Below are 17,869 nucleotides of genomic sequence, written 5' to 3'. Positions count from 1 at the left end.
AACCCCCGGCGCATGACCGCACACCGGGATCACACCGCCTCGAAGGCCAGCCCTTCGAACGAGGCCAGTCCGCCCTCACAGGCCACCGCAGCGCCCTGCCCGGACTCCGAACAGCGGTCGAGTTCGCACCAGATGCGCTTGCCGGCGCCTTCGGGGCTCCACCCCCAGCGGTCGGCGAGCCCGTCGACCAGGGCGAGGCCCCGGCCGCCGGTCGCGTCGCCGTCGGCGCACCGCGGCACGGGCGCGCGGTCGCTGGCGTCGGCGACCTCCAGCCGTACGGTGGCCGACACGTCGGCGCCGCCGCGGTCCGCGCCCGGCAGCGAGAGCCGCAGCACGGCCGGACAGCCCGTGTGCACCACGGCATTGGTGACCAGCTCCGAGACGAGCAGGATCAGCGTCTCGGCCAGCGGCTCGTCCGCCGCTATGCCGGACCCGGCGAGGCGCGAGCGAGCCCACCTTCTGGCCCGTCCCACCTCCGTGGGGTCGGGCCGGATCTCCAGCTGCACTTGAAGCACCTGCACCGCTCACACCATCCGAACCGGCGGACACATGAACCCGCGCCGAGCCGGGGCCACGACGAGGGTCGCGACCACGAGGACGGCGAGGGCCACGATCGTAGCCATTTTCTGCATGGCCAGAACAACGGCCAGAGCAACGGTCACGGAACGTGATTCCCTTACGCGACAGCATGGTTGACGTACAGTCACCCCAACAAGCGCTTCGGGCATATTCCAGCGCGAAGGAGTACGCCTGCGGCATACTGTGCGACGCTCGCGGCGGGAAGTCGAACAAGCGGGGGTGAAAGCCCTTACTGCCCTGCGAGTGACGGTACGCACCCCGAGCGGCGGGGCCGCTTCGACGGCACCGCCGGCATGGCTCGTCCTCGGAACCACTCGCATCCCACAGAAGGTACCCGAGGGGACAGCCGACTCCAGGCCGTGACGAGTCACGCGTTGGACACAACCCGGTATCAACGCTCAGTGATGCCGGTATGCCACAATCCGCGACATCGGACCCGCCCGGACCCATGATTTCGCAGGCCAGAGGCGTTTCGAACGCTCAGCCGAGCAGCTCCGCGGCAAGCATTTCCTCACTCTGCGTGCTCGCTCCAGCACGTTGTGATCGCACCCATGTCCGCTTCAGATGCAGATGCACCTCCGACTCCCACGTGAAGCCCATCCCGCCGTGCACCTGGAGACAGTCCCGGGCGCCGCGCACCGCGGCCTCCTCGGCGAGCAGCCGGGCCGCCGCGACGTCCACGGGGTCGGCGGTGACGGCGGCGGCGTAGACGGCCGCCCGCGCGGTCTCGGCGCGCACCAGCATGTCGGCGCACAGGTGCTTGACCGCCTGGAACGCGCCGACGGGCCGGCCGAACTGCACGCGTGTGCGGGCATGTTGCACGGCCAGCTCGCACACGCGCGTGGCCGTGCCGAGCTGCTCGGCGGCGGTGAGCAGCACGGCGACCGGGTCGGGCGGCCTGCAGACCGGCGCCGGGACCCGGTGCAGGGGCGTCAACGGATCCACCGAGCGCACCGGCACGGCCCCCGACGCGTCCCCGGTCACCGCGTCCGCCTCGGCCAGCCACTCCACCGGACCGCCGTCCACGCGGGCCACCACGGCCTCCCCGGTGGCCGCGCCGGGCACGTCGGCGGCCGCGAGGTGGGTGGCCAGCAGCGGGCCGGGCAGCAGCGCCCGCCCCGCCTCCTCGAACACCAACACGGCCTCCGGCAGCCCGAGTCCGACCCCGCCGTCGGCCTCCGGCAGCCGCAGCGCGAAGAACCCGGCGGCCCCCAGCTCCCGCCACAGGCCCCGGTCGAGACGCGCCGGCCCGCCGGCCGCCGCCCGCAGCGCCGCGCCGTCGAACCGGCGCCCGAGCAGCTCCCGCATGCCCTCCCGCACCGCCTCCTGGTCGCGGGTCAGTTGAAACCGCACGTCAGCTCACCGCCCCTTCGGCAACCCGAGGATCCGCTCGGCCACGATGTTCCGCTGGATCTGCGAGGTCCCGGCCGCGATGGTGTACGAGAGCGAGGAGAGCCGGTCGAGGACCCACGGCCGGTCCAGGTCGAGCGCGTCCGGCCCGAGCACGGCGGCCGCCGCGTCGTACAGCTCCTGGCGCGCGTGCGAGTAGCGCAGCTTGAAGACAGAGCCCCCGACGCCCGGCACGCCCCGGCCCTCCGCCTCGCTGACGTTCCACTGGGTGAGCCGCCACAGCGCCCGGAACTCGGCGTGCAGGCGGCCGAGGCGGCGGCGCAGTTCCGGGTCGTCCCAGGTGCCGTTCGCGTGCGCCGCACGCGCGAGGTCGCCGAGCACCCGGCGGCAGGCGACGACCTCGCCGACGAAGGCGGTGCCGCGTTCGAAGGAGAGGGTCACCATGGTGACGCGCCAGCCGTCGTTCTCGGCGCCCACCCGGTTGGCCACCGGCACCCGCACCTCGTCGAGGAACACCTCGGCGAACTCGTGGGACCCGGCGAGCGTGCGCAGCGGCCGTACGGTGATGCCCGGCGCGTCCATGGGCATGGCCAGCCAGGTGATGCCCCGGTGTCTGGGCGCCTCCGGGTCCGTGCGCACCAGCAGCTCGCACCAGTCGGCGACCTCCGCGTGCGAGGTCCAGATCTTGGACCCGCTCACCACGTAGTCGTCGCCGTCCCGCCACGCGCGCGTGCGCAGCGCGGCCAGGTCGGAGCCGGCGTCCGGTTCGCTGAAGCCCTGGCACCACACCTCGTCGCCGCGCAGGATCGGCCCCAGCCAGCGGGCCCGCTGCGCCTCGGTGCCCTCGGCGGCGACGGTGGGGCCGGCGTGCAGCAGACCGACGAAGTTGGCGCCCACGTAGGGCGCTCCGGCCCTCTCGGTCTCCTCCAGGAAGATCAGCCGCACGGTGGGGGACGCGTCCCAGTGGACCTCGGCGTACCCGGCGTCGTACAGCGTGCGCTGCCAGCCGAGGTCGTAGGCGCGGCGGCCCGGCCAGTCCTCCGGTTTCGGCTTCGGCGGGAGGCCGGGCAGCACCTTGGCGAGCCACTCCCGCAGCCGCGCCCGGAAGTCCTCCTCCTCGGGCGTGTAGGACAGGTCCACCGGCAGACACCCCCACGGAGCTGATGATTCGTCAGATCTCGCAGGCTAGCCGCGCGCCTCTGGACCGACAAGGTGCCAGGACCTACGATCTGACGACTCGTCAGTTCCGCTGCCAGGGGGACTCCATGGACGCCACCGCACACGAACTGAGCGCCTCCCGCACCCTCTGGGACCTGGTCGCCCGCCGCGCCGAACTCACCCCCGGCCGGCCGGTGTTCCTGCAGGGCGACCGCACCCTCTCCTTCGGCGGGCTGCGCGCGCGTGCCGAACGCGTCGCGGCCGGGCTGTACGGCATGGGCGTGCGCCCCGGCACGGTCGTCGCCTGGCAGCTGCCGACCCGCATCGAGACGGCCGTACTGTCCTTCGCGCTGGCCAGGCTCGGCGCCGTGCAGTCCCCCGTCATCCCCTTCTACCGGGACCGCGAGGTCGGCTTCGCGCTGCGCGAGTCCAGGGCCGAGTTCTTCGCGGTGCCGGGCGTGTGGCGCGGCTTCGACCACACGGAGCTGGCGCGCCGGCTGGGCGCGAAGGGGATCTTCGAGGCGTACGACGAGCTGCCCGACGGCGACCCGGCCGTGCTGCCCGCCCCGCCCGCCGAGGGCACCTCCGTCCGGTGGATCTACTGGACCTCGGGCACCACCTCGGACCCCAAGGGCGTTCTCCACACGGACCGTTCGCTCATCGCGGGCGGTTCGTGCCTCGCGCACGCGCTGCGGCTCACGGCGGACGACGTGGGGTCGATGGCGTTCCCGTACGCGCACATCGCCGGCCCCGACTACACGGTGATGCTGCTGCTGTACGGCTTCCCCGCCGTGATGTTCGAGCAGTTCGCGCTGCCGGACGCGCTGCCGGAGTACCGCAGGCACGGGGTGACGGTGGCCGGCGGGTCGACGGCGTTCTACTCGATGTTCCTGGCCGAGCAGCGCAGGCAGCCCGGGGTGCCGGTGATCCCCTCGCTGCGGCTGCTGGCCGGCGGCGGGGCGCCCAAGCCGCCGGAGGTCTACCACGCGGTGGTGCGCGAGATGGGGGTGCAGCTGACGCACGGGTACGGCATGACCGAGGTGCCGATGATCACGATGGGGGCACCGGACGACACCGCCGAGAACCTGGCGACGACCGAGGGCAGGCCGCCGGAGGGCATGGAGATCCGGATCGCCGAGGGCGGCGAGGTGCGGCTGCGCGGGGAGGCGGTGTGCCAGGGGTACCTGGACCCGGCGCAGTCCGCCGCGGCCTTCGACGAGGAGGGCTTCCTGCGCACCGGCGACCTGGGCCGGGTGACCGGGAGCGGCCATCTCGTCCTCACCGGACGGCTCAAGGACGTGATCATCCGCAAGGGCGAGAACATCTCCGCGAAGGAGATCGAGGACCTGCTCGCCGCGCACCCCGCGGTGGCCGACGCGGCGGTGGTCGGCCTGCCGGACGCGGAGCGCGGGGAGCTGGTCTGCGCGGTGGTCGAGCAGCCGCCGGGGGCGGCCGCGTTGACGCTCCCCGCGGTGGTGTCGTACCTGCGCGCGGAAGGGCTCTCGGTGCACAAGCTGCCCGAGCGGCTGGAGGTGGTGGCCGCCCTGCCGCGCAACGAGACGCTGCGCAAGGTGCTCAAGTACAAGCTGCGCGAGCGCTTCTCCGAGGCTCCCGCCCAGGCCCCCGGGAGCCCTACTCCGGGATCGTGAAGTAGCGCGCGAACGCCGGGACGATCTCGGCCTCGGCCACGTTCCCGTCGCCGTCGGTGTCCAGGCCCGACGCGATCGCCTGCGCGAGCTCGGGGACGACCCCGAGGACGCGCAGCAGGCGCGCGGTGTCGGCGACGGTCGCCGTGCCGGTGCCCGCGGGGTCCGCGAGGGCGAGGGCCGCGTGCAGGAACGGACGGGCGATCTCGCCGAACCGCTCGGGGTTGTCGTGCAGCCGCTTGACCGCGCCGCTCACGAACTCCTGGCGGGTGATGCGCTGGTCGCCGTCCCGGTCCGCCATGCCGGCCATGCCCTGCCAGAAGGCCTCCGCGCCCGCGTACAGGGCCTGGCCCTTGTCGGAGCGGGCGGGAGCGCCGAACTCGGCGAGGAGTGCCTTGGCGGCCGAGTTGAAGTCCTCGCGGTCGATCCAGCCGTTGCCGTCCTGGTCGAAGGTTGCGAACCGGGCGGCGATCCGTCGCTCGTACTCGGTGCTGACCATGTGTGTTCGGGCCGCCTTACGTGACGTGGGGGTTCATCTCGCATCGGAGCGTACGACGCGGCGGCGGCCGGAGAGCGGGAAAACGACGGTTGTGCCAAGACCGGGGGAATTCCGCGACAACAACGTGGCACGGCCGTGATCGTCGGCTATGGGCGTGCGGTGCGCGGCTAGGCGGACAGCGGGTCCTCCTCGTCGGTGGTCGCGCCGTCGATGTCGGCGTAGACGTCGAAGAGCCGTCGCACACCGAGGGCGCCGAGGACCCGGTTGACGTGAGAACCCTCACTCGCGCCCTGGGCGGGCAGTATCAGCCGCAGCCGGCCCCGGCAGGAGCGGATCAGACGGCGGGCGGCGATGAGGACGCCGACCCCGCTGGAGTCGCAGAAGAAGACGTCGGACAGGTCGAGGACCAGGCTGTGGTGTCCCTCGGCGACCACGTCGTGGACCCGCTGGCGCAGCGCCGGCGAGGTCACCAGGTCCAGTTCGCCCGACACCTCGAGCACGGCCCACGCGCCCTGTTCGTCGCTGGTCACCTTGAAAGCCACGGCTCAGCCCTCCGCTCGCCGGATCTCCGGAACCGCCCGGAAACGGAACGTGTTCCTGCGCTTCTTGTCGCGCGGCTGCCCAGCGGCCGTTCCCCGAAACCCCGGACGACAAACGAGCATCGATCGGGAAGGGTCTTGTTTCGGTCATGGTCAGTCCTGTTCGATCAGGAACGGAGGGTTTGACCGGAGACGAGGGTGAGAGCCGAGAGGTACCGGGAGCGTGCCGAGCGCCCCCTACCATCCGCGGCCCGTCAGGGGGCGCGCATTGCCATAAAGGGGCGTGCGTCCTCCGGCGTGCCGACTACATTCGAGGTGACGGTGCAGACACGCTGGACACGGACACGGGGAGGGGGCCGCATGGCGAAGAGGGACGCACCGCCCCGCTGGGACCGCAAGATGCAGCAGCGGCTCGCCCGCGGCGAGGCGGCCGCCCTCGGTGAGCTGTACGACCGCTTCGCCTCGCTCGTGCACGGTCTCGCGTACCGCGTCCTCGGGGACGAACGGGCCGCCGACGGCATAACCCGCGAGGTCTTCGCCCGGATCTGGGAGCACCCCGACGCCTACGACCCCCGGCAGGGATCGCTGCGCTCCTGGCTCGCCGCGCTGGCCCACCGGCTCGCCGTGCAGCGCCTGCGGGCCACCGAGACCGCCGCGCTCGCCCCCGGTGACAGCGGCTCCCCGGAGGCCGCCGAGGAGCTGGAGCGCAAGGTGCGGCGGGCGTCCGTCGCGGCCCGCGCGGACTACATCGTGCACTCCATGCCGGCCCCGCTGCGCGCCGCCCTCGAGCTCGCCTACTTCCAGCGCCGCGACTACCGGCAGACCGCGGTCGACCTCGGCGTCACCGAGGACGAGGCCCGGCGCCGGCTCCGCCTCGGCCTGCAACTGCTGTCCACCGCGCACGACGCCGGGACACCACCGGGATACGGAGGTGGGCGGTGACCGGCGCCGAGTTCTCCGGGGCGCACGACGACGGCTCCGGGGACGGTGACGTGCCCCGGGACGGCGGCGACGCCTTCGGCCGGCCGCCGCGCATACCGCTGCCCCGGGCCTCCGTCGAGGACGGCGGGCAGCCGCTGCCCGAGTCGGCCGGCCTGCCGCCGGTACCGCTGGAGCTGTCGCACGACGTCCTGAAGTCGCTGCTCGGGGCGTGGGCGCTGGCCGCGTGCTCGACGGCGGAGTCCCTCACCGTCGAGGACCACCTCGGGAACTGCGGGGCCTGCGCGGACGAGGCGCGGCGGCTGCGCGAGGCGGTCGGCCTGCTGCACCAGCCGGAGAGCCTGGACCTCGACCCCGGCCTGCGCACCCGGGTCCTGGAGGCGTGCCTGGACCGCCGCCCGGCCAGAATCCCGATCCCCGTCTGGGCGGGGCCCTACGACGCGGAGACCGCCCGCCTGGACGCCCTGCTCCAGGACATCGGGGACGCGGAGTGGCACGCGCCGGTGCGGCTGCGCTGGTTCGACGGCGAGGCGGCGGCGACCCGCCGTACGACGGTCGCCGGAGTGATCGCCCATCTGCTGACCGTCGACGGGCTGGTGGCGACCGCGCTGGGCCTGGAGGACCCGCTGGGCGAGGCCCGCACACAGGGCCCGGCCGCCCGCACCGAGGCGTTCTGGCAGGCCTCGCACTTCCCGCCGACGCGTGCGGTGCGGGTGCCCTGGCGGGAGCAGAGCCACCGGCTGGTGCAGACCGTCTCCTTCACCGGCGGCGGCGCCGGGCGCCTCGGGGTGTCGTACGGCGACTTCGAACTGCCCCTGCACGACGCGATGCTGGACCGCGCCTTCGAGTGCTGGGTGCACGCGGAGGACATCGCGGAGGCCGTGGACTATCCGTACGGACCGCCGGCCCCCAGGCACCTGCACCGGATGATCGACCTCGCGGCCCGGATGCTGCCCGCTGCGCTGGCCGAACGCCGCCGGGCGGGGCTGGCGTCGCCCGGCCAGACGCCCCACCTGGTCCCTGCGGGACGGCCCGGCCGCAGCCTGCGGCTGGAGATCGAGGGCAACGGCGGCGGCGAGTGGCTGGTCCCGCTGGACTCACCCGGAGCGGTGGGCTCGGCGGAGTTCGAGGTGGCCCATGTGGCACTGGACGACGTGGAGTTCTGCCGGCTGGCCGCGGGCCACGTGCCGCCGGAGGAGGCGGCCGCGGGGCAGCTGGGCGACCGCGCCGCCATCAGAGAGGTCCTGTTCGCCGCGGCGAGCCTGAGCCGGATGTAGCCGGGCCTCCGCGCCCGGTGTCCGGAGTCGACGGTTCACCTGACAGAGCATTGATGGCGTGCTTTGCCATGTCCTGTATTCAGCACATATATCAGTGCAGTGACGCCGCCGAGCGGGGCGGGTCGCTGTGGCGCCCCGCCCCTAGGCGAAGACGACCGTTCGGCGGCCGTTGAGGAGGATGCGGCGCTCGGCGTGCCACTTGACCGCTCGTGCCAGCGCCTGGCACTCCACGTCGCGGCCGATCGCGACCAGTTGGTCGGGGGTGACGTCGTGGCCGACGCGCTCGACCTCCTGCTCGATGATCGGGCCCTCGTCCAGGTCCGCCGTGACGTAGTGCGCCGTCGCACCGATCAGCTTCACACCCCGCGCGTGCGCCTGGTGGTACGGCTTCGCGCCCTTGAAGCTCGGCAGGAAGGAGTGGTGGATGTTGATGATCCGGCCGCTCAGCTGCTTGCACAGGTCGTCCGAGAGGACCTGCATGTAGCGGGCCAGCACCACCAGCTCGACGTCCTTCTCACGGACGAGGGCGAGCAGCTGGGCCTCGGCGTCGGCCTTCGTCTCCTTCGTCACGGGGATGTGGTGGAAGGGGACGTGGTACGACTCCACCAGCTCCGCGAACTCGGTGTGGTTGGAGACCACGGCCGCGATGTCCACCGGAAGCGCGCCGATGCGGGCGCGGAAGAGCAGGTCGTTCAGGCAGTGGCCGAACTTGCTGACCATGAGGACGATGCGCATCCGCTCGTCGGCCCGGTTGATCTGCCAGTCCATGTGGAAGGAGTCACCGATCGCCGCGAAGCTCGCCCGCAGCTTGTCGACCGTCACCGGCGCGTCGGCCGAGAAGTGCACCCGCATGAAGAACAGGCCCGTGTCGTGGTCCCCGAACTGCTGGCTGTCCTCGATGTTGCAGCCGGTCATGAACAGATAGCTCGACACGGCGTGCACGATGCCCTTTTTGTCCGGGCACGAGAGCGTGAGGACGTACTGGTCGGCCGGGGCGGCCTGGACTCGGGTGGACTGATCGGTCATGCCCCACAGAATCTCATGCCCCGCCCTCCCCGGCGGTTCCTGTCCGCGACACGGACCGGCGGCTCAGGCGGCCCGCGTCATGATCCGCAGCACGTCGAGGCTGCGCGGCGGGACGTCCGCGTCGTCGCCATCGCTCGCCGCCAGGCGTATGTGCGCGTCCCGGGCGGCCCGGACCGCGTCCGGCCACCCCTGGTGCTCCAGGTACACGGAGACGTGCGCGTCCGGCCCCACCTGGTGCATGATGCGCAGCACCCGCAGCACGGCGGTGTCGACGAGCGCCGCCTCCTGCGAGTCGCGGAATATCGTCCCGACGTACTTCTCCGCGGACCAGTTGTCCAGCCAGGTGTCCTCCACCAGCCGGTAGACCGCGTCGGTCACGTCCCCGTACCCCTCCTGCCCGGCCAGCCAGACGTTCCGCTGGAAGTCCGGGTCGGAGAGCATGTGCAGCGCGGAGCGCACATTGCTGCGCCAGCGCCACCACGGCATGTCGTTGAGTGGCATGCCGCCCATGGTGGAGGAGCGACGGCCGCGACGGGAAGAGTTCTCCGAACCTTGCACGGTCGTCGATCGTACGTTCCTCGTCACACACCCGTGGCGGGCCCCCCGTAATTCACCTGCACGTCACCCTTCGTTGACCATGGGTCACTTCTGGGTTAGCGATGTGGGGGAATCGTGCGTGTCCATGACCGGCAGGCGCCCCATCCTCAGCACCACCGCCAGCAGCATCCGCCCCGCGGCCCACCGGCGCGTCAGAGCCACCGCTCTGTCCGCCGCGGCCATGACGGCCTGCGCCGCGCTCGCGGCCGGGTGCGGCGTCGTCCCAGGACTGTCCACCTCGACGGACGACTCGATCAAGGTGATGACCTGGGCACCGCAGGGCACCAGCGCCACCAACAAACCCGGCATGCCCGCCATGGCCGCCGCCTACATCAAGTGGATCAACTCCCAGGGCGGCGTCCACGGCCACCAGCTCAAGCTCCTCACCTGCAACGACCACAACAGCAGCGTGGGCGCCGCGACCTGTGCGCAGCGCGCGGTCGACGAGAACGTCGTCGCCGTGGTCGGCTCCTACAGCCAGTTCGGCGACTCCTACTTCGCCCCGCTGGAGGGCGCGGCCATCCCCTACATAGGCGGCTACGGGGCCTCGAACGAGGAGTTCACCAGCCCCGTCTCCTACCCGGTCAACGGCGGCTCGCTGACCCTGCTCGCGGGCCTCGGGGAGGCGCTGGCCGACTCCTGCGGCCCGGTCACCCTGGTCCGCCCGGACAGCATCGCCGGCGACCAGCTGCCCCAGCTGCTCGACTCGGGCCTGCGCGCGGGCGGTCACGCCAAGGCGATCGACCAGCTCGCGGCCGAGGACCTCACCGAGTACGACCAGCAGTCGCAGAAGGCCCTGGGGAGCGCCGCCTCGGACGCGGAGAAGGCGGGCTGCGTGGTGCCCGAGCTGGGCGACCACACGGCCACCTTCATGGACAGCTTCCAGCGGGCCCGCCAGGACTACCCGAAGGTGAAGACGGCCGCCGAGGTCGGCAGCGTCGACCAGACGGTGATCAACTCCACCGGCGGCGCGGCCGGCCCGTACGAGGGCTCGTACATCACCGGCTGGTACCCGGTGGCCTCGGACCGGCGCTGGGACGGGATGAAGAAGGTCATCAGCAAGGAGGCCTTCGGCGACAACCGGATCGACCCGGCCGACGCCGGGGTGCAGACCACCTGGATCGCCTACCAGGTCCTCGCCGCCGCGCTGGAGAAGATCGGCGACGGCGAGGTCAGCGCCGACAGCGTGCGGCACACCCTCAACGACGGCCTGAAGGTCACCACCGGCGGCCTCACCCCGTCCCTGTCCTGGCCCTACCAGGGCAAGCTGGCCGCGGCCGGCTTCGCCCGGCTGGTCAACGCCGACGTGAACGTCCAGACCGTCAGGAGCGGCCTGCTGCAGTCGGCGAACAAGCAGGCCCTGGACATGACCAAGATCCTGGGCGACGCCGACCTCAGCTGACCGCGGCCGGCTCCCCCGGCCCGCCCGGGGTCACAGCTGGGTCGGCTGCCGCTGGGTCAGTCCGTACTTGCTCGCGATCGTGTTCCACAGCGCGGCCGCCTTCACCTTCTGGCTGCTGGCGGTGCCGCTCTCCCGGTTGCCGGCGGCGGTCTGGCCGGTGGTGCGGGCCTGGCCCTTGCGGCAGCCGTGCTTGCCCTTGGCCTGGTCGGCCCAGGCCGCGTAGTGGTTGTCGGCGTTCGCGGAGGCCTGCCAGGCCTGGGTGAGCGAGGCGGTCAGCTCGGCGTTGCCCGGCAGCTTGTCGACGGACAGCTTCGACAGCCGGGTGACCAGGGCGGCGCGCTGCTGGGCGGCGTTGCGCAGGTCGGAGGCGGAGCCGTCGAGGTCCTTGCACTGCTTGACCTGGGCGACGGCGTTGATCACCGAGGCGCGGCTGCTGCCGCTGTCGGCGAGCAGCTTGTCCAGTGCGACGGCCTGCGCCTTCGCGGGGTCGGCCGCGCCCGACGAGGAATCCTCGGAGGCCGACGTGGACGCGGAAACCGTCTTGTTCGCGTCGTCCGAGCCCCCACCGCCCCCGCTGAACATGGCCCCGGCGCCGATGCCGAGCACGGCGATGCCGATCCCGACGGCCGCGATCAGCGGCACCTTCGACCTGCCGCCGCGGCCGCCCCGGCCGCCACCGCCGTCGTCGTCGTGGTGGTCGTACGACGCCGGGGGCGGCGTGTACGCGGGCGGCTGCTGGTAGCCGCCCTGGGGCTGCTGCTGGAAACGCGGCAGCTGGGCCGTGGACGCGGCCGGGGGCTCGCCGCCGGGCGCGCTGCGGAAGAGGTTGTCGAACTCGGCGGGCGGCTGGCGGTCGCCGCCCTGCGCGCCGGCCGCCGGGTACGGCGCGATGTACTGCGTGGCGTCGGCGTCGGAGTGCGCGGCGGGAGGGCCGCCGAGGTAGGCGTTCCGCTCGTGGGACATCTCGGGCGGCAGCGCGCCGGGGCCCACCGGCGGTATGAGCTGGGTGGCCCCCTCGGAGGCCAGGGGCACCGGCGGTATGAACTGCGTGGCGCCCTCGTCCGCCGGCCCGGCGGGCACCGGCGGTATGTACTGGGTCGCGCCCTCGTCAGCGGACGAGGGCGCACCGCCGTAGCCGCCGTGGCCGCCCTGCGGGACGGCGGGCGGCAGCGCGGCGCCGGGAGCACCGTAGGGGTCCTGGCCGGCGGCCGGGGGCAGCGGTGCGCCGTACGGCTGCTGGGGCTGGGAGGCGCCGTAACCGTAGGACTGCTCGTAGCCGCCGCCGTACGACGGGGCGGCCGGTCCCTCCGGCGGAAGCGGACCGGCGCCGGGGCCCTGGGACCGGGCCGCCTGGCCGGTGTGGGCCTGGGCCGCCTGCGACTGGGCGTTCCAGGCGGCCGGGAGCTGCTCCGGAGCGGCCCACTCCTGGCCGGCCGCCTGCGGCCAGTCCTGGCCGGGCTGCGGGCTCGACTGGTTGCCCTGGTGGCCGGGGCCCCACGGCTGACCCCAGGACTGGCCCTCGGGCGGCGCGGCGGCCGGGGCGGGCGGCTGCGCTGCGGGGACGGGGCTGCCCGTCATACCCGGCAGCAGCGGCTCGCCACCGTCGGAGGGCAGCACGATGCCTTCGCGCGCGGGCTCGCCCTGTCCACTCTGCGTCACCGGGACTCCTACTAATGGGGGACCTTGTGAATCGGGCTCACGCTACCGGGTCCCCTCAGCAAGGTGCCACGCAGCCAAGGGCGCGATCTTGTCACCTGCGGCGGCAGTAACGGATCCGCCCCGCGGTGCGCTGTACATGCCGCTTCTTGCGCGGCACCGTGTGGTTTCCCACACGTTCACGCGGCCGCGGGGCAGGAATTCATGCGGCCGCCTGCAGATCCAGACGTGCTCCGAACTCCCTGACCACGGGTTCGTCCCGGAACGGCTCCAAGCGCTGCTGGAAGTCCTCCAGGTACTCGGCACCCCGGTTGGAGCGGACCGTCTCCAGCAGCTCGACCGCCTTCGTCCCGGTGGCACAGGCCTGTTCGATCTCGCGCTGCTGCACCTGCGCTGTGGCGAGGAGCACATAGCCGATCGCCCGGCGTCGCGCCCGGGTCTCCGGATGCCCGTCCAGCGACTGCTGCGCGCACCTGGCGGCCGCCTCGGCCTGGCCCAGGTCGCGGTGGCAGTGCGCCAACTCGTCGGCCAGATAGGCCTCGTCGAAGTGCCTGATCCACGCCGGGTCGTCCCCGGACGCCGGGTCGGCCGCCTCCATCGCCGACACCGCCCGCCCGGACGCCACCTGCGCCGACCGCACATCGCCCAGCAGGGCGTGGCCGCGCGCCTCGGCCGCGAAGAACATCGCCTCCGCGCGCGGCGTCACGCGACCCCGCGCCCCTTCCTGCGCCGCCCGTGCCAACTGGGCGATCTCGCGCGGGTTGCCGAGCTGCGCGGCGAGGTGGCTCATGGAGGAGGCGAGCACGTAGCCGCCGTAGCCGCGGTCGCCCGCCGCCTGGGCCAGGCGCAGCGACTGGATGTAGTACCGCTGGGCGAGACCGGGTTGCCCGGTGTCGACGGCCATGTACCCGGCCAGCTCGGTGAGCCGGGCGACCGCGGCGAACAACTCCCGCCCCACGGACTCCCGGTAGGAGCCGGCCAGCAGCCCGGAGACGACGCTGTTGAGGTAGTGCACGACGACCGGCCGCACATGCCCGCTGCCGAACTGGTGGTCGAGGTCGGTGAGCGCCTGCGTCATCGCCTTCACGGCCGCGACGTCCGACTGCCCGACCCGCGGCCCCGCCTGCCGGGCCACCTGCGCGTCCGGTGCCGAGATCAGCCAGTCCCGGCTGGGCTCCACCAGCGCGGACGCGGCGACCGAGGAACCGGACAGGAAGTCCCGGCGCCCCACGTCGCTGCGCCACAGTTCGCAGACCTGCTCGATGGCGCCCAGCACGGTCGGCGAGAACTGGAGGCCGACGCCCGAGGCCAGGTTCTTGCCGTTGGCCATGCCGATCTCGTCGATCGTGACCGTACGGCCCAGCTTGCGTCCCAGCGCCTCGGCGATGATCGCGGGCGCGCGGCCCCGCGGCTGCTGGCCGCGCAGCCAGCGGGCCACGGACGTCTTGTCGTACCGGAGGTCGAGACCGTGCTCGGCGCCGCACATGTTGACCCGGCGGGCCAGCCCGGCGTTCGAGCACCCCGCCTCCTGGATGAGCGCCTGCAACCGTTCGTTCGGCTGCCGCGCGACAAGCGGCCTTGCGGCCATGGCGTACCCCCTGCGAACTCCCTGTAGGGAAAAGATCCGGCCCTTGCGATCACTGCCCAGCGGACATACCGAAAATGCGGGACATGCGAGGATTGCCGGGTAAAGGCGGCGGAATCGCGGGCACGGCCGCCGCCAACCCCCCACGTGTGACTACCCGCTCACGCCCCGGTTCCTCCTGCGCGCCCCCACACATGCATCCATGCGCCCCAGTTGCGGGAAGGATGCTCCTCCCCCGCGCGCGTTACGCCCGTAACTCCAGGTGGGTGCGGGAGTTGTGTTGAGCGTGGAAGAGACGATCGCCGGCGCCGAAGCCGCCCAGATTCCGAAGCAGCGCGGGGAATCGCTGCTGGAGACCGCCGTACGCTACGCCGAGGAGCGCCACTGGGACGTCTTTCCCGGCACCTGGCTGGAAGCGGTCGAGGGGGTGCAACGCTGTTCCTGCGGTGAGGTCGCGTGCGGCGCGCCCGGCGCGCACGCTGCGCGCCCGGACTGGGCGACGCAGGCCACCGGTAGTGCGACGGTGGCGCGCCGGATGTGGCAGAAGCAGCCGACCGCGTCGATCCTGCTGCCGACGGGACGTACCTTCGACGCGCTGTCCGTCCCGGAGACGGCGGGGTTTCTCGCGCTGGCGCGCATGGAGCGGATGGAGCTGACGCTGGGGCCGGTGACCCTGACGCCCGACCGCCGGATGCAGTTCTTCGTCCTTCCCGGGGCGTCGGTGAAGGTGCCGGACCTGGTCCGGAAGCTGGGCTGGTCGCCCGCGTCGCTGGATCTCACGGCGCTGGGCGAGGGGGCGTACGTGCCGGCGCCGCCGACGCGGTACGGGTCGCGGGGGGCCGTGCAGTGGGCGTGCCGGCCGACGGCCGCGAACCGGTGGCTGCCGGATGCGGAGGAGTTGCTCTCGCCGTTGGCGTACGCGTGCGGGCGGGACCGGTAGCGGCGCCTACTGGGCTGCCGGGTGCGGTGTCGTGGGCTGCCGGGTGCGGTGTCGTGGGCGGCCGCGGGTGCGGTGTGGCTGACCGCGCCGTTCCGCGCGCCCCTGACGGGGCGCTGTCCGGCCGCTCCTTTCACAGCACCCCAGCTGCGGGCAGGCGTGCCGCAGGGTGGCACGGGCGGGCACTGGGGGTACCCCCGGCCGAAGGCTGGGGGAGGCACCCTGCAAGCGCCGGTAAGCGTCCCCACCCCCCGGCCTCACCCTCGGCGCCCACGTAGGGTGCTGGCATGACCGATGCCGTACGTGTTCGTGGGCTCTGGAAACGGTTTGGGCAGCAGGTGGCCGTCGGTGGGATCGACCTGTCGCTGCCCGCCGGGAAGTTCGTCGGGCTGGTCGGGCCCAACGGCGCCGGCAAGACCACCACGCTCTCCATGGTGACCGGGCTGCTCCGCCCGGATCAGGGCTCCGTCGAGGTCGTCGGTCACGACGTGTGGCGGGACCCGGTGGCCGTGAAGGCCCGCATCGGCGTCCTCCCCGAAGGGCTCCGCCTCTTCGAACGGCTCTCCGGCCGCGAACTGCTCGGCTACGCCGGCCGCCTGCGCGGCCTCCCCGGCGCCGAGGTCGACAAGCGGGCCACCCAGCTCCTCGACGTGCTCGACCTCGCCGGCGCCCAGCACAAACTCGTCGTCGACTACTCGACCGGCATGCGCAAGAAGACCGGGCTCGCCGCCGCTCTCCTCCACAACCCCGAAGTCCTCTTCCTGGACGAGCCGTTCGAGGGCGTCGACCCGGTGTCCGCGCAGACCATCAGGGGCGTGCTGGAGCGGTACACCGCCTCCGGCGCGACCGTCGTCTTCTCCTCCCACGTGATGGAGCTCGTCGAGTCGCTGTGCGACTGGGTCGCGGTGCTGGCGGCCGGGCGGATCCGCGCGACCGGGACGCTGGAGGACGTGCGCGGGACGCATCCCACCCTCCAGGCCGCGTTCCTCGAACTCGTCGGGGCGAGCGGCCGGGACACGGCCTCCGACCTGGACTGGCTGGGCGGCGGGGCGGCCCGATGACGGACGTGACCGCCACCGTCGTACGGCTGAAGCTGTCGCTGCTGCGCAACGGGCTGCGGCAGTCCGGCGGCCGGCGGGCCGCGTTCGTCGCGTCGGCGGTCGTCGCGCTGCTGTTCGCGGCCCTGCAGCTGCTGGGCCTGGTCCTGCTGCGCGGACACGCGCACGCGGACGCGGTGGCCGTCCTGGGGGCCGCCGTACTGGCCCTGGGGTGGGCCTTCATGCCGCTGTTCTTCCCGAGCGGCGACGAGACCCTGGACCCGACCCGGCTGGTGATGCTCCCGCTGCGGCCCCGGCCGCTGGTGCGGGCCCTGCTGGCCGCCTCGCTGGTCGGCATCGGCCCGCTGTTCAGCCTGCTGCTGCTGGTGGGTTGCGCGGTGTCGGTGGCGCACGGCGCGGCCGGCTACGGCGTCGCGGTGATCGCCGTCGTCCTCGCGCTGCTGGTCTGCGTGGCCCTCGCGCGCACCGTGGCCACCGCGAACGTACGGCTGCTCAGCAGCCGCAAGGGGCGGGACCTGGCCGTCCTGAGCGGCCTGGTCGTCGCCGTGGGGGCGCAGCTCGTCAACTTCGGCGCCCAGAGCCTCGGTTCGGCCGGGCTCGGGCGGCTCGCACCGGTCGCCGACGTGCTGCGGTGGCTGCCGCCCGCGTCGGCGATCGGCGCGGTGCACTCGGCGAGCGAGGGGGCGTACGGCACGGCGCTCCTCCAGCTCGGCCTGTCCCTGGCCGCGCTGGCGCTGCTCGTCGGCGCCTGGGCGCGGACGCTGACCCGGCTGATGACCTCACCCGACGGTTCCACGCTCCAGGCGCCCGACGCGGCCGTCCGGAGCCGTTCGCCGCAGGGCGGCGGTCTGGGACGGCTGCTGCCCGGCGGGCGTACCGGTACGGTCATGGCGCGCAGCCTGCGCTACGTCTGGCGCGACCCCAAGACCAAGGCCGCCTGGGTGACCTCGCTGGCCATCGGCCTGATCGTGCCCGTCTTCAACGCCCTGCAGGGCACCGGGTCGATCTACTTCGCGTGCTTCGCCGCCGGGATGCTCGGCATCCAGATGTACAACCAGTTCGGGCAGGACACCTCCGCCTTCTGGATGGTGGCGACGACCATCTCGTCCGCGCGGGACGCCTACGCCGAACTGCGCGGGCGGGCGCTGGCCCTGCTGGTGATCACCGTGCCGTACGCCACCCTGGTGACCGTCCTGACCACGGCGATGCTGGGCGACTGGCGCCGGCTGCCCGAGGTGCTCGGCCTCTCCTTCGCCCTGCTCGGCGCGATGCTGGCGACCGGCGCCTGGACCTCCGCCCGGTTCCCGTACTCCATCCCCCAGGAGGGCCACAAGAACGTCGCCCCCGGCCAGGCCGGCCTCGCCTGGATCGCGATCTTCGGGGGCATGGTCGCGGCGGCCCTGCTCTGCTCGCCCGTCATCGCCCTGACGATCGCGCTGAACGTGAGCGCGGGGGGCGACGCGTGGACCTGGCTGCTGCTGCCGGTGGGGGCGGCCTACGCGGCGGGGATCACGTGGGCGGGGCTGCGCCTGGCGGCACCGCGCACGGCCGCCTGCCTGCCGGAGATCCTGACGGCCGTCAGCAAGGGCTGACGGCGGCGGACGGCGGCGCACAGGCCGTT

General features: G+C 73.1%; 16 protein-coding genes. 7 read left to right on the top strand and 9 right to left on the bottom strand.

Annotated elements, in window-relative coordinates; all coding sequences use genetic code 11:
- Positions 1-29: 29 nt before the first annotated feature.
- The 3 genes from AB0472_RS13335 to AB0472_RS13325 form a co-directional block, all read right to left on the bottom strand.
- Positions 30-506 carry an ATP-binding protein gene (locus AB0472_RS13335; protein WP_366356149.1) on the bottom strand — a complete coding sequence of 159 codons (477 nt, stop codon included), beginning with the start codon at positions 504-506 and terminating at the stop codon, positions 30-32.
- 553 nt (positions 507-1,059) lie between these two features.
- The gene (locus AB0472_RS13330) at positions 1,060-1,932 is read right to left on the bottom strand and encodes an acyl-CoA dehydrogenase family protein (protein ID WP_366356080.1); all 873 of its coding nucleotides are present in this window, start codon (positions 1,930-1,932) and stop codon (positions 1,060-1,062) included.
- A gap of 6 nt (positions 1,933-1,938) precedes the next feature.
- Complete coding sequence (locus AB0472_RS13325; RefSeq protein ID WP_366356078.1) at positions 1,939-3,069, bottom strand: acyl-CoA dehydrogenase family protein; 1,131 nt, start codon at positions 3,067-3,069, stop codon at positions 1,939-1,941.
- Positions 3,070-3,194: 125 nt separating this feature from the next.
- Between AB0472_RS13325 and AB0472_RS13320 the strand changes: the two genes are divergently transcribed.
- Positions 3,195-4,736: an AMP-binding protein gene (locus tag AB0472_RS13320; protein ID WP_366356076.1), complete on the top strand. Its 1,542-nt coding sequence runs from the start codon at positions 3,195-3,197 to the stop codon at positions 4,734-4,736.
- On the opposite strand, the gene AB0472_RS13315 is transcribed toward AB0472_RS13320, so the two are convergent.
- Positions 4,720-5,232, bottom strand: coding sequence for an EF-hand domain-containing protein (locus tag AB0472_RS13315; RefSeq protein ID WP_366356075.1), 513 nt, complete (start codon positions 5,230-5,232; stop codon positions 4,720-4,722). The genes AB0472_RS13320 and AB0472_RS13315 overlap by 17 nt on opposite strands.
- Positions 5,233-5,399: 167 nt before the next feature.
- Positions 5,400-5,774, bottom strand: coding sequence for an STAS domain-containing protein (locus AB0472_RS13310; RefSeq protein ID WP_366356073.1), 375 nt, complete (start codon positions 5,772-5,774; stop codon positions 5,400-5,402).
- A gap of 357 nt (positions 5,775-6,131) precedes the next feature.
- Here AB0472_RS13310 and AB0472_RS13305 point away from each other — a divergent pair, with 357 nt between their 5' ends.
- Together AB0472_RS13305 and AB0472_RS13300 are read left to right on the top strand one after the other, a co-directional pair.
- On the top strand, positions 6,132-6,713 hold the full coding sequence (locus tag AB0472_RS13305) for a sigma-70 family RNA polymerase sigma factor (protein WP_366356072.1): 582 nt from the start codon (positions 6,132-6,134) through the stop codon (positions 6,711-6,713).
- A gap of 50 nt (positions 6,714-6,763) precedes the next feature.
- On the top strand, positions 6,764-7,987 hold the full coding sequence (locus tag AB0472_RS13300) for a maleylpyruvate isomerase N-terminal domain-containing protein (RefSeq protein WP_366356148.1): 1,224 nt from the start codon (positions 6,764-6,766) through the stop codon (positions 7,985-7,987).
- A gap of 141 nt (positions 7,988-8,128) precedes the next feature.
- On the opposite strand, the gene purU is transcribed toward AB0472_RS13300, so the two are convergent.
- Positions 8,129-9,013, bottom strand: coding sequence for a formyltetrahydrofolate deformylase (purU, locus tag AB0472_RS13295; protein ID WP_366356070.1), 885 nt, complete (start codon positions 9,011-9,013; stop codon positions 8,129-8,131).
- Positions 9,014-9,076: 63 nt separating this feature from the next.
- The gene (locus AB0472_RS13290) at positions 9,077-9,523 is read right to left on the bottom strand and encodes a hypothetical protein (RefSeq protein ID WP_366356068.1); all 447 of its coding nucleotides are present in this window, start codon (positions 9,521-9,523) and stop codon (positions 9,077-9,079) included.
- Between the two features lie 172 nt (positions 9,524-9,695).
- On the opposite strand from AB0472_RS13290, the gene AB0472_RS13285 reads away from it, so the two are divergent.
- A complete protein-coding gene (locus tag AB0472_RS13285) occupies positions 9,696-11,012 on the top strand; it encodes an ABC transporter substrate-binding protein (RefSeq protein ID WP_366356066.1) in 1,317 nt (438 codons plus the stop codon).
- Between the two features lie 30 nt (positions 11,013-11,042).
- Here AB0472_RS13285 and AB0472_RS13280 read toward each other — a convergent pair whose 3' ends face one another.
- Positions 11,043-12,671 carry a hypothetical protein gene (locus AB0472_RS13280; RefSeq protein WP_366356065.1) on the bottom strand — a complete coding sequence of 543 codons (1,629 nt, stop codon included), beginning with the start codon at positions 12,669-12,671 and terminating at the stop codon, positions 11,043-11,045.
- 199 nt (positions 12,672-12,870) lie between these two features.
- Positions 12,871-14,256, bottom strand: coding sequence for a transcriptional regulator (locus AB0472_RS13275; protein ID WP_366356063.1), 1,386 nt, complete (start codon positions 14,254-14,256; stop codon positions 12,871-12,873).
- 274 nt (positions 14,257-14,530) lie between these two features.
- On the opposite strand from AB0472_RS13275, the gene AB0472_RS13270 reads away from it, so the two are divergent.
- The 3 genes from AB0472_RS13270 (at position 14,531) to AB0472_RS13260 (ending at position 17,840) form a co-directional block, all read left to right on the top strand.
- Positions 14,531-15,193 carry a bifunctional DNA primase/polymerase gene (locus AB0472_RS13270; RefSeq protein ID WP_366356061.1) on the top strand — a complete coding sequence of 221 codons (663 nt, stop codon included), beginning with the start codon at positions 14,531-14,533 and terminating at the stop codon, positions 15,191-15,193.
- Between the two features lie 284 nt (positions 15,194-15,477).
- Entirely contained in the window at positions 15,478-16,251 is a 774-nt protein-coding gene (locus AB0472_RS13265; RefSeq protein WP_366356060.1) for an ABC transporter ATP-binding protein, read from the top strand.
- Positions 16,248-17,840, top strand: coding sequence for a transporter (locus tag AB0472_RS13260; protein WP_366356059.1), 1,593 nt, complete (start codon positions 16,248-16,250; stop codon positions 17,838-17,840). The genes AB0472_RS13265 and AB0472_RS13260 overlap by 4 nt, the downstream gene beginning before the upstream one ends.
- The last annotated feature ends 29 nt before the right edge of the window (positions 17,841-17,869 follow it).

It is taken from the genome of Streptomyces sp. NPDC086777, from assembly GCF_040702065.1.
GTDB lineage: Bacteria > Actinomycetota > Actinomycetes > Streptomycetales > Streptomycetaceae > Streptomyces.
The sequence above is the reverse complement of the archived record's forward strand: the minus strand, read 5'-3'. Positions and strand labels throughout refer to the sequence as shown.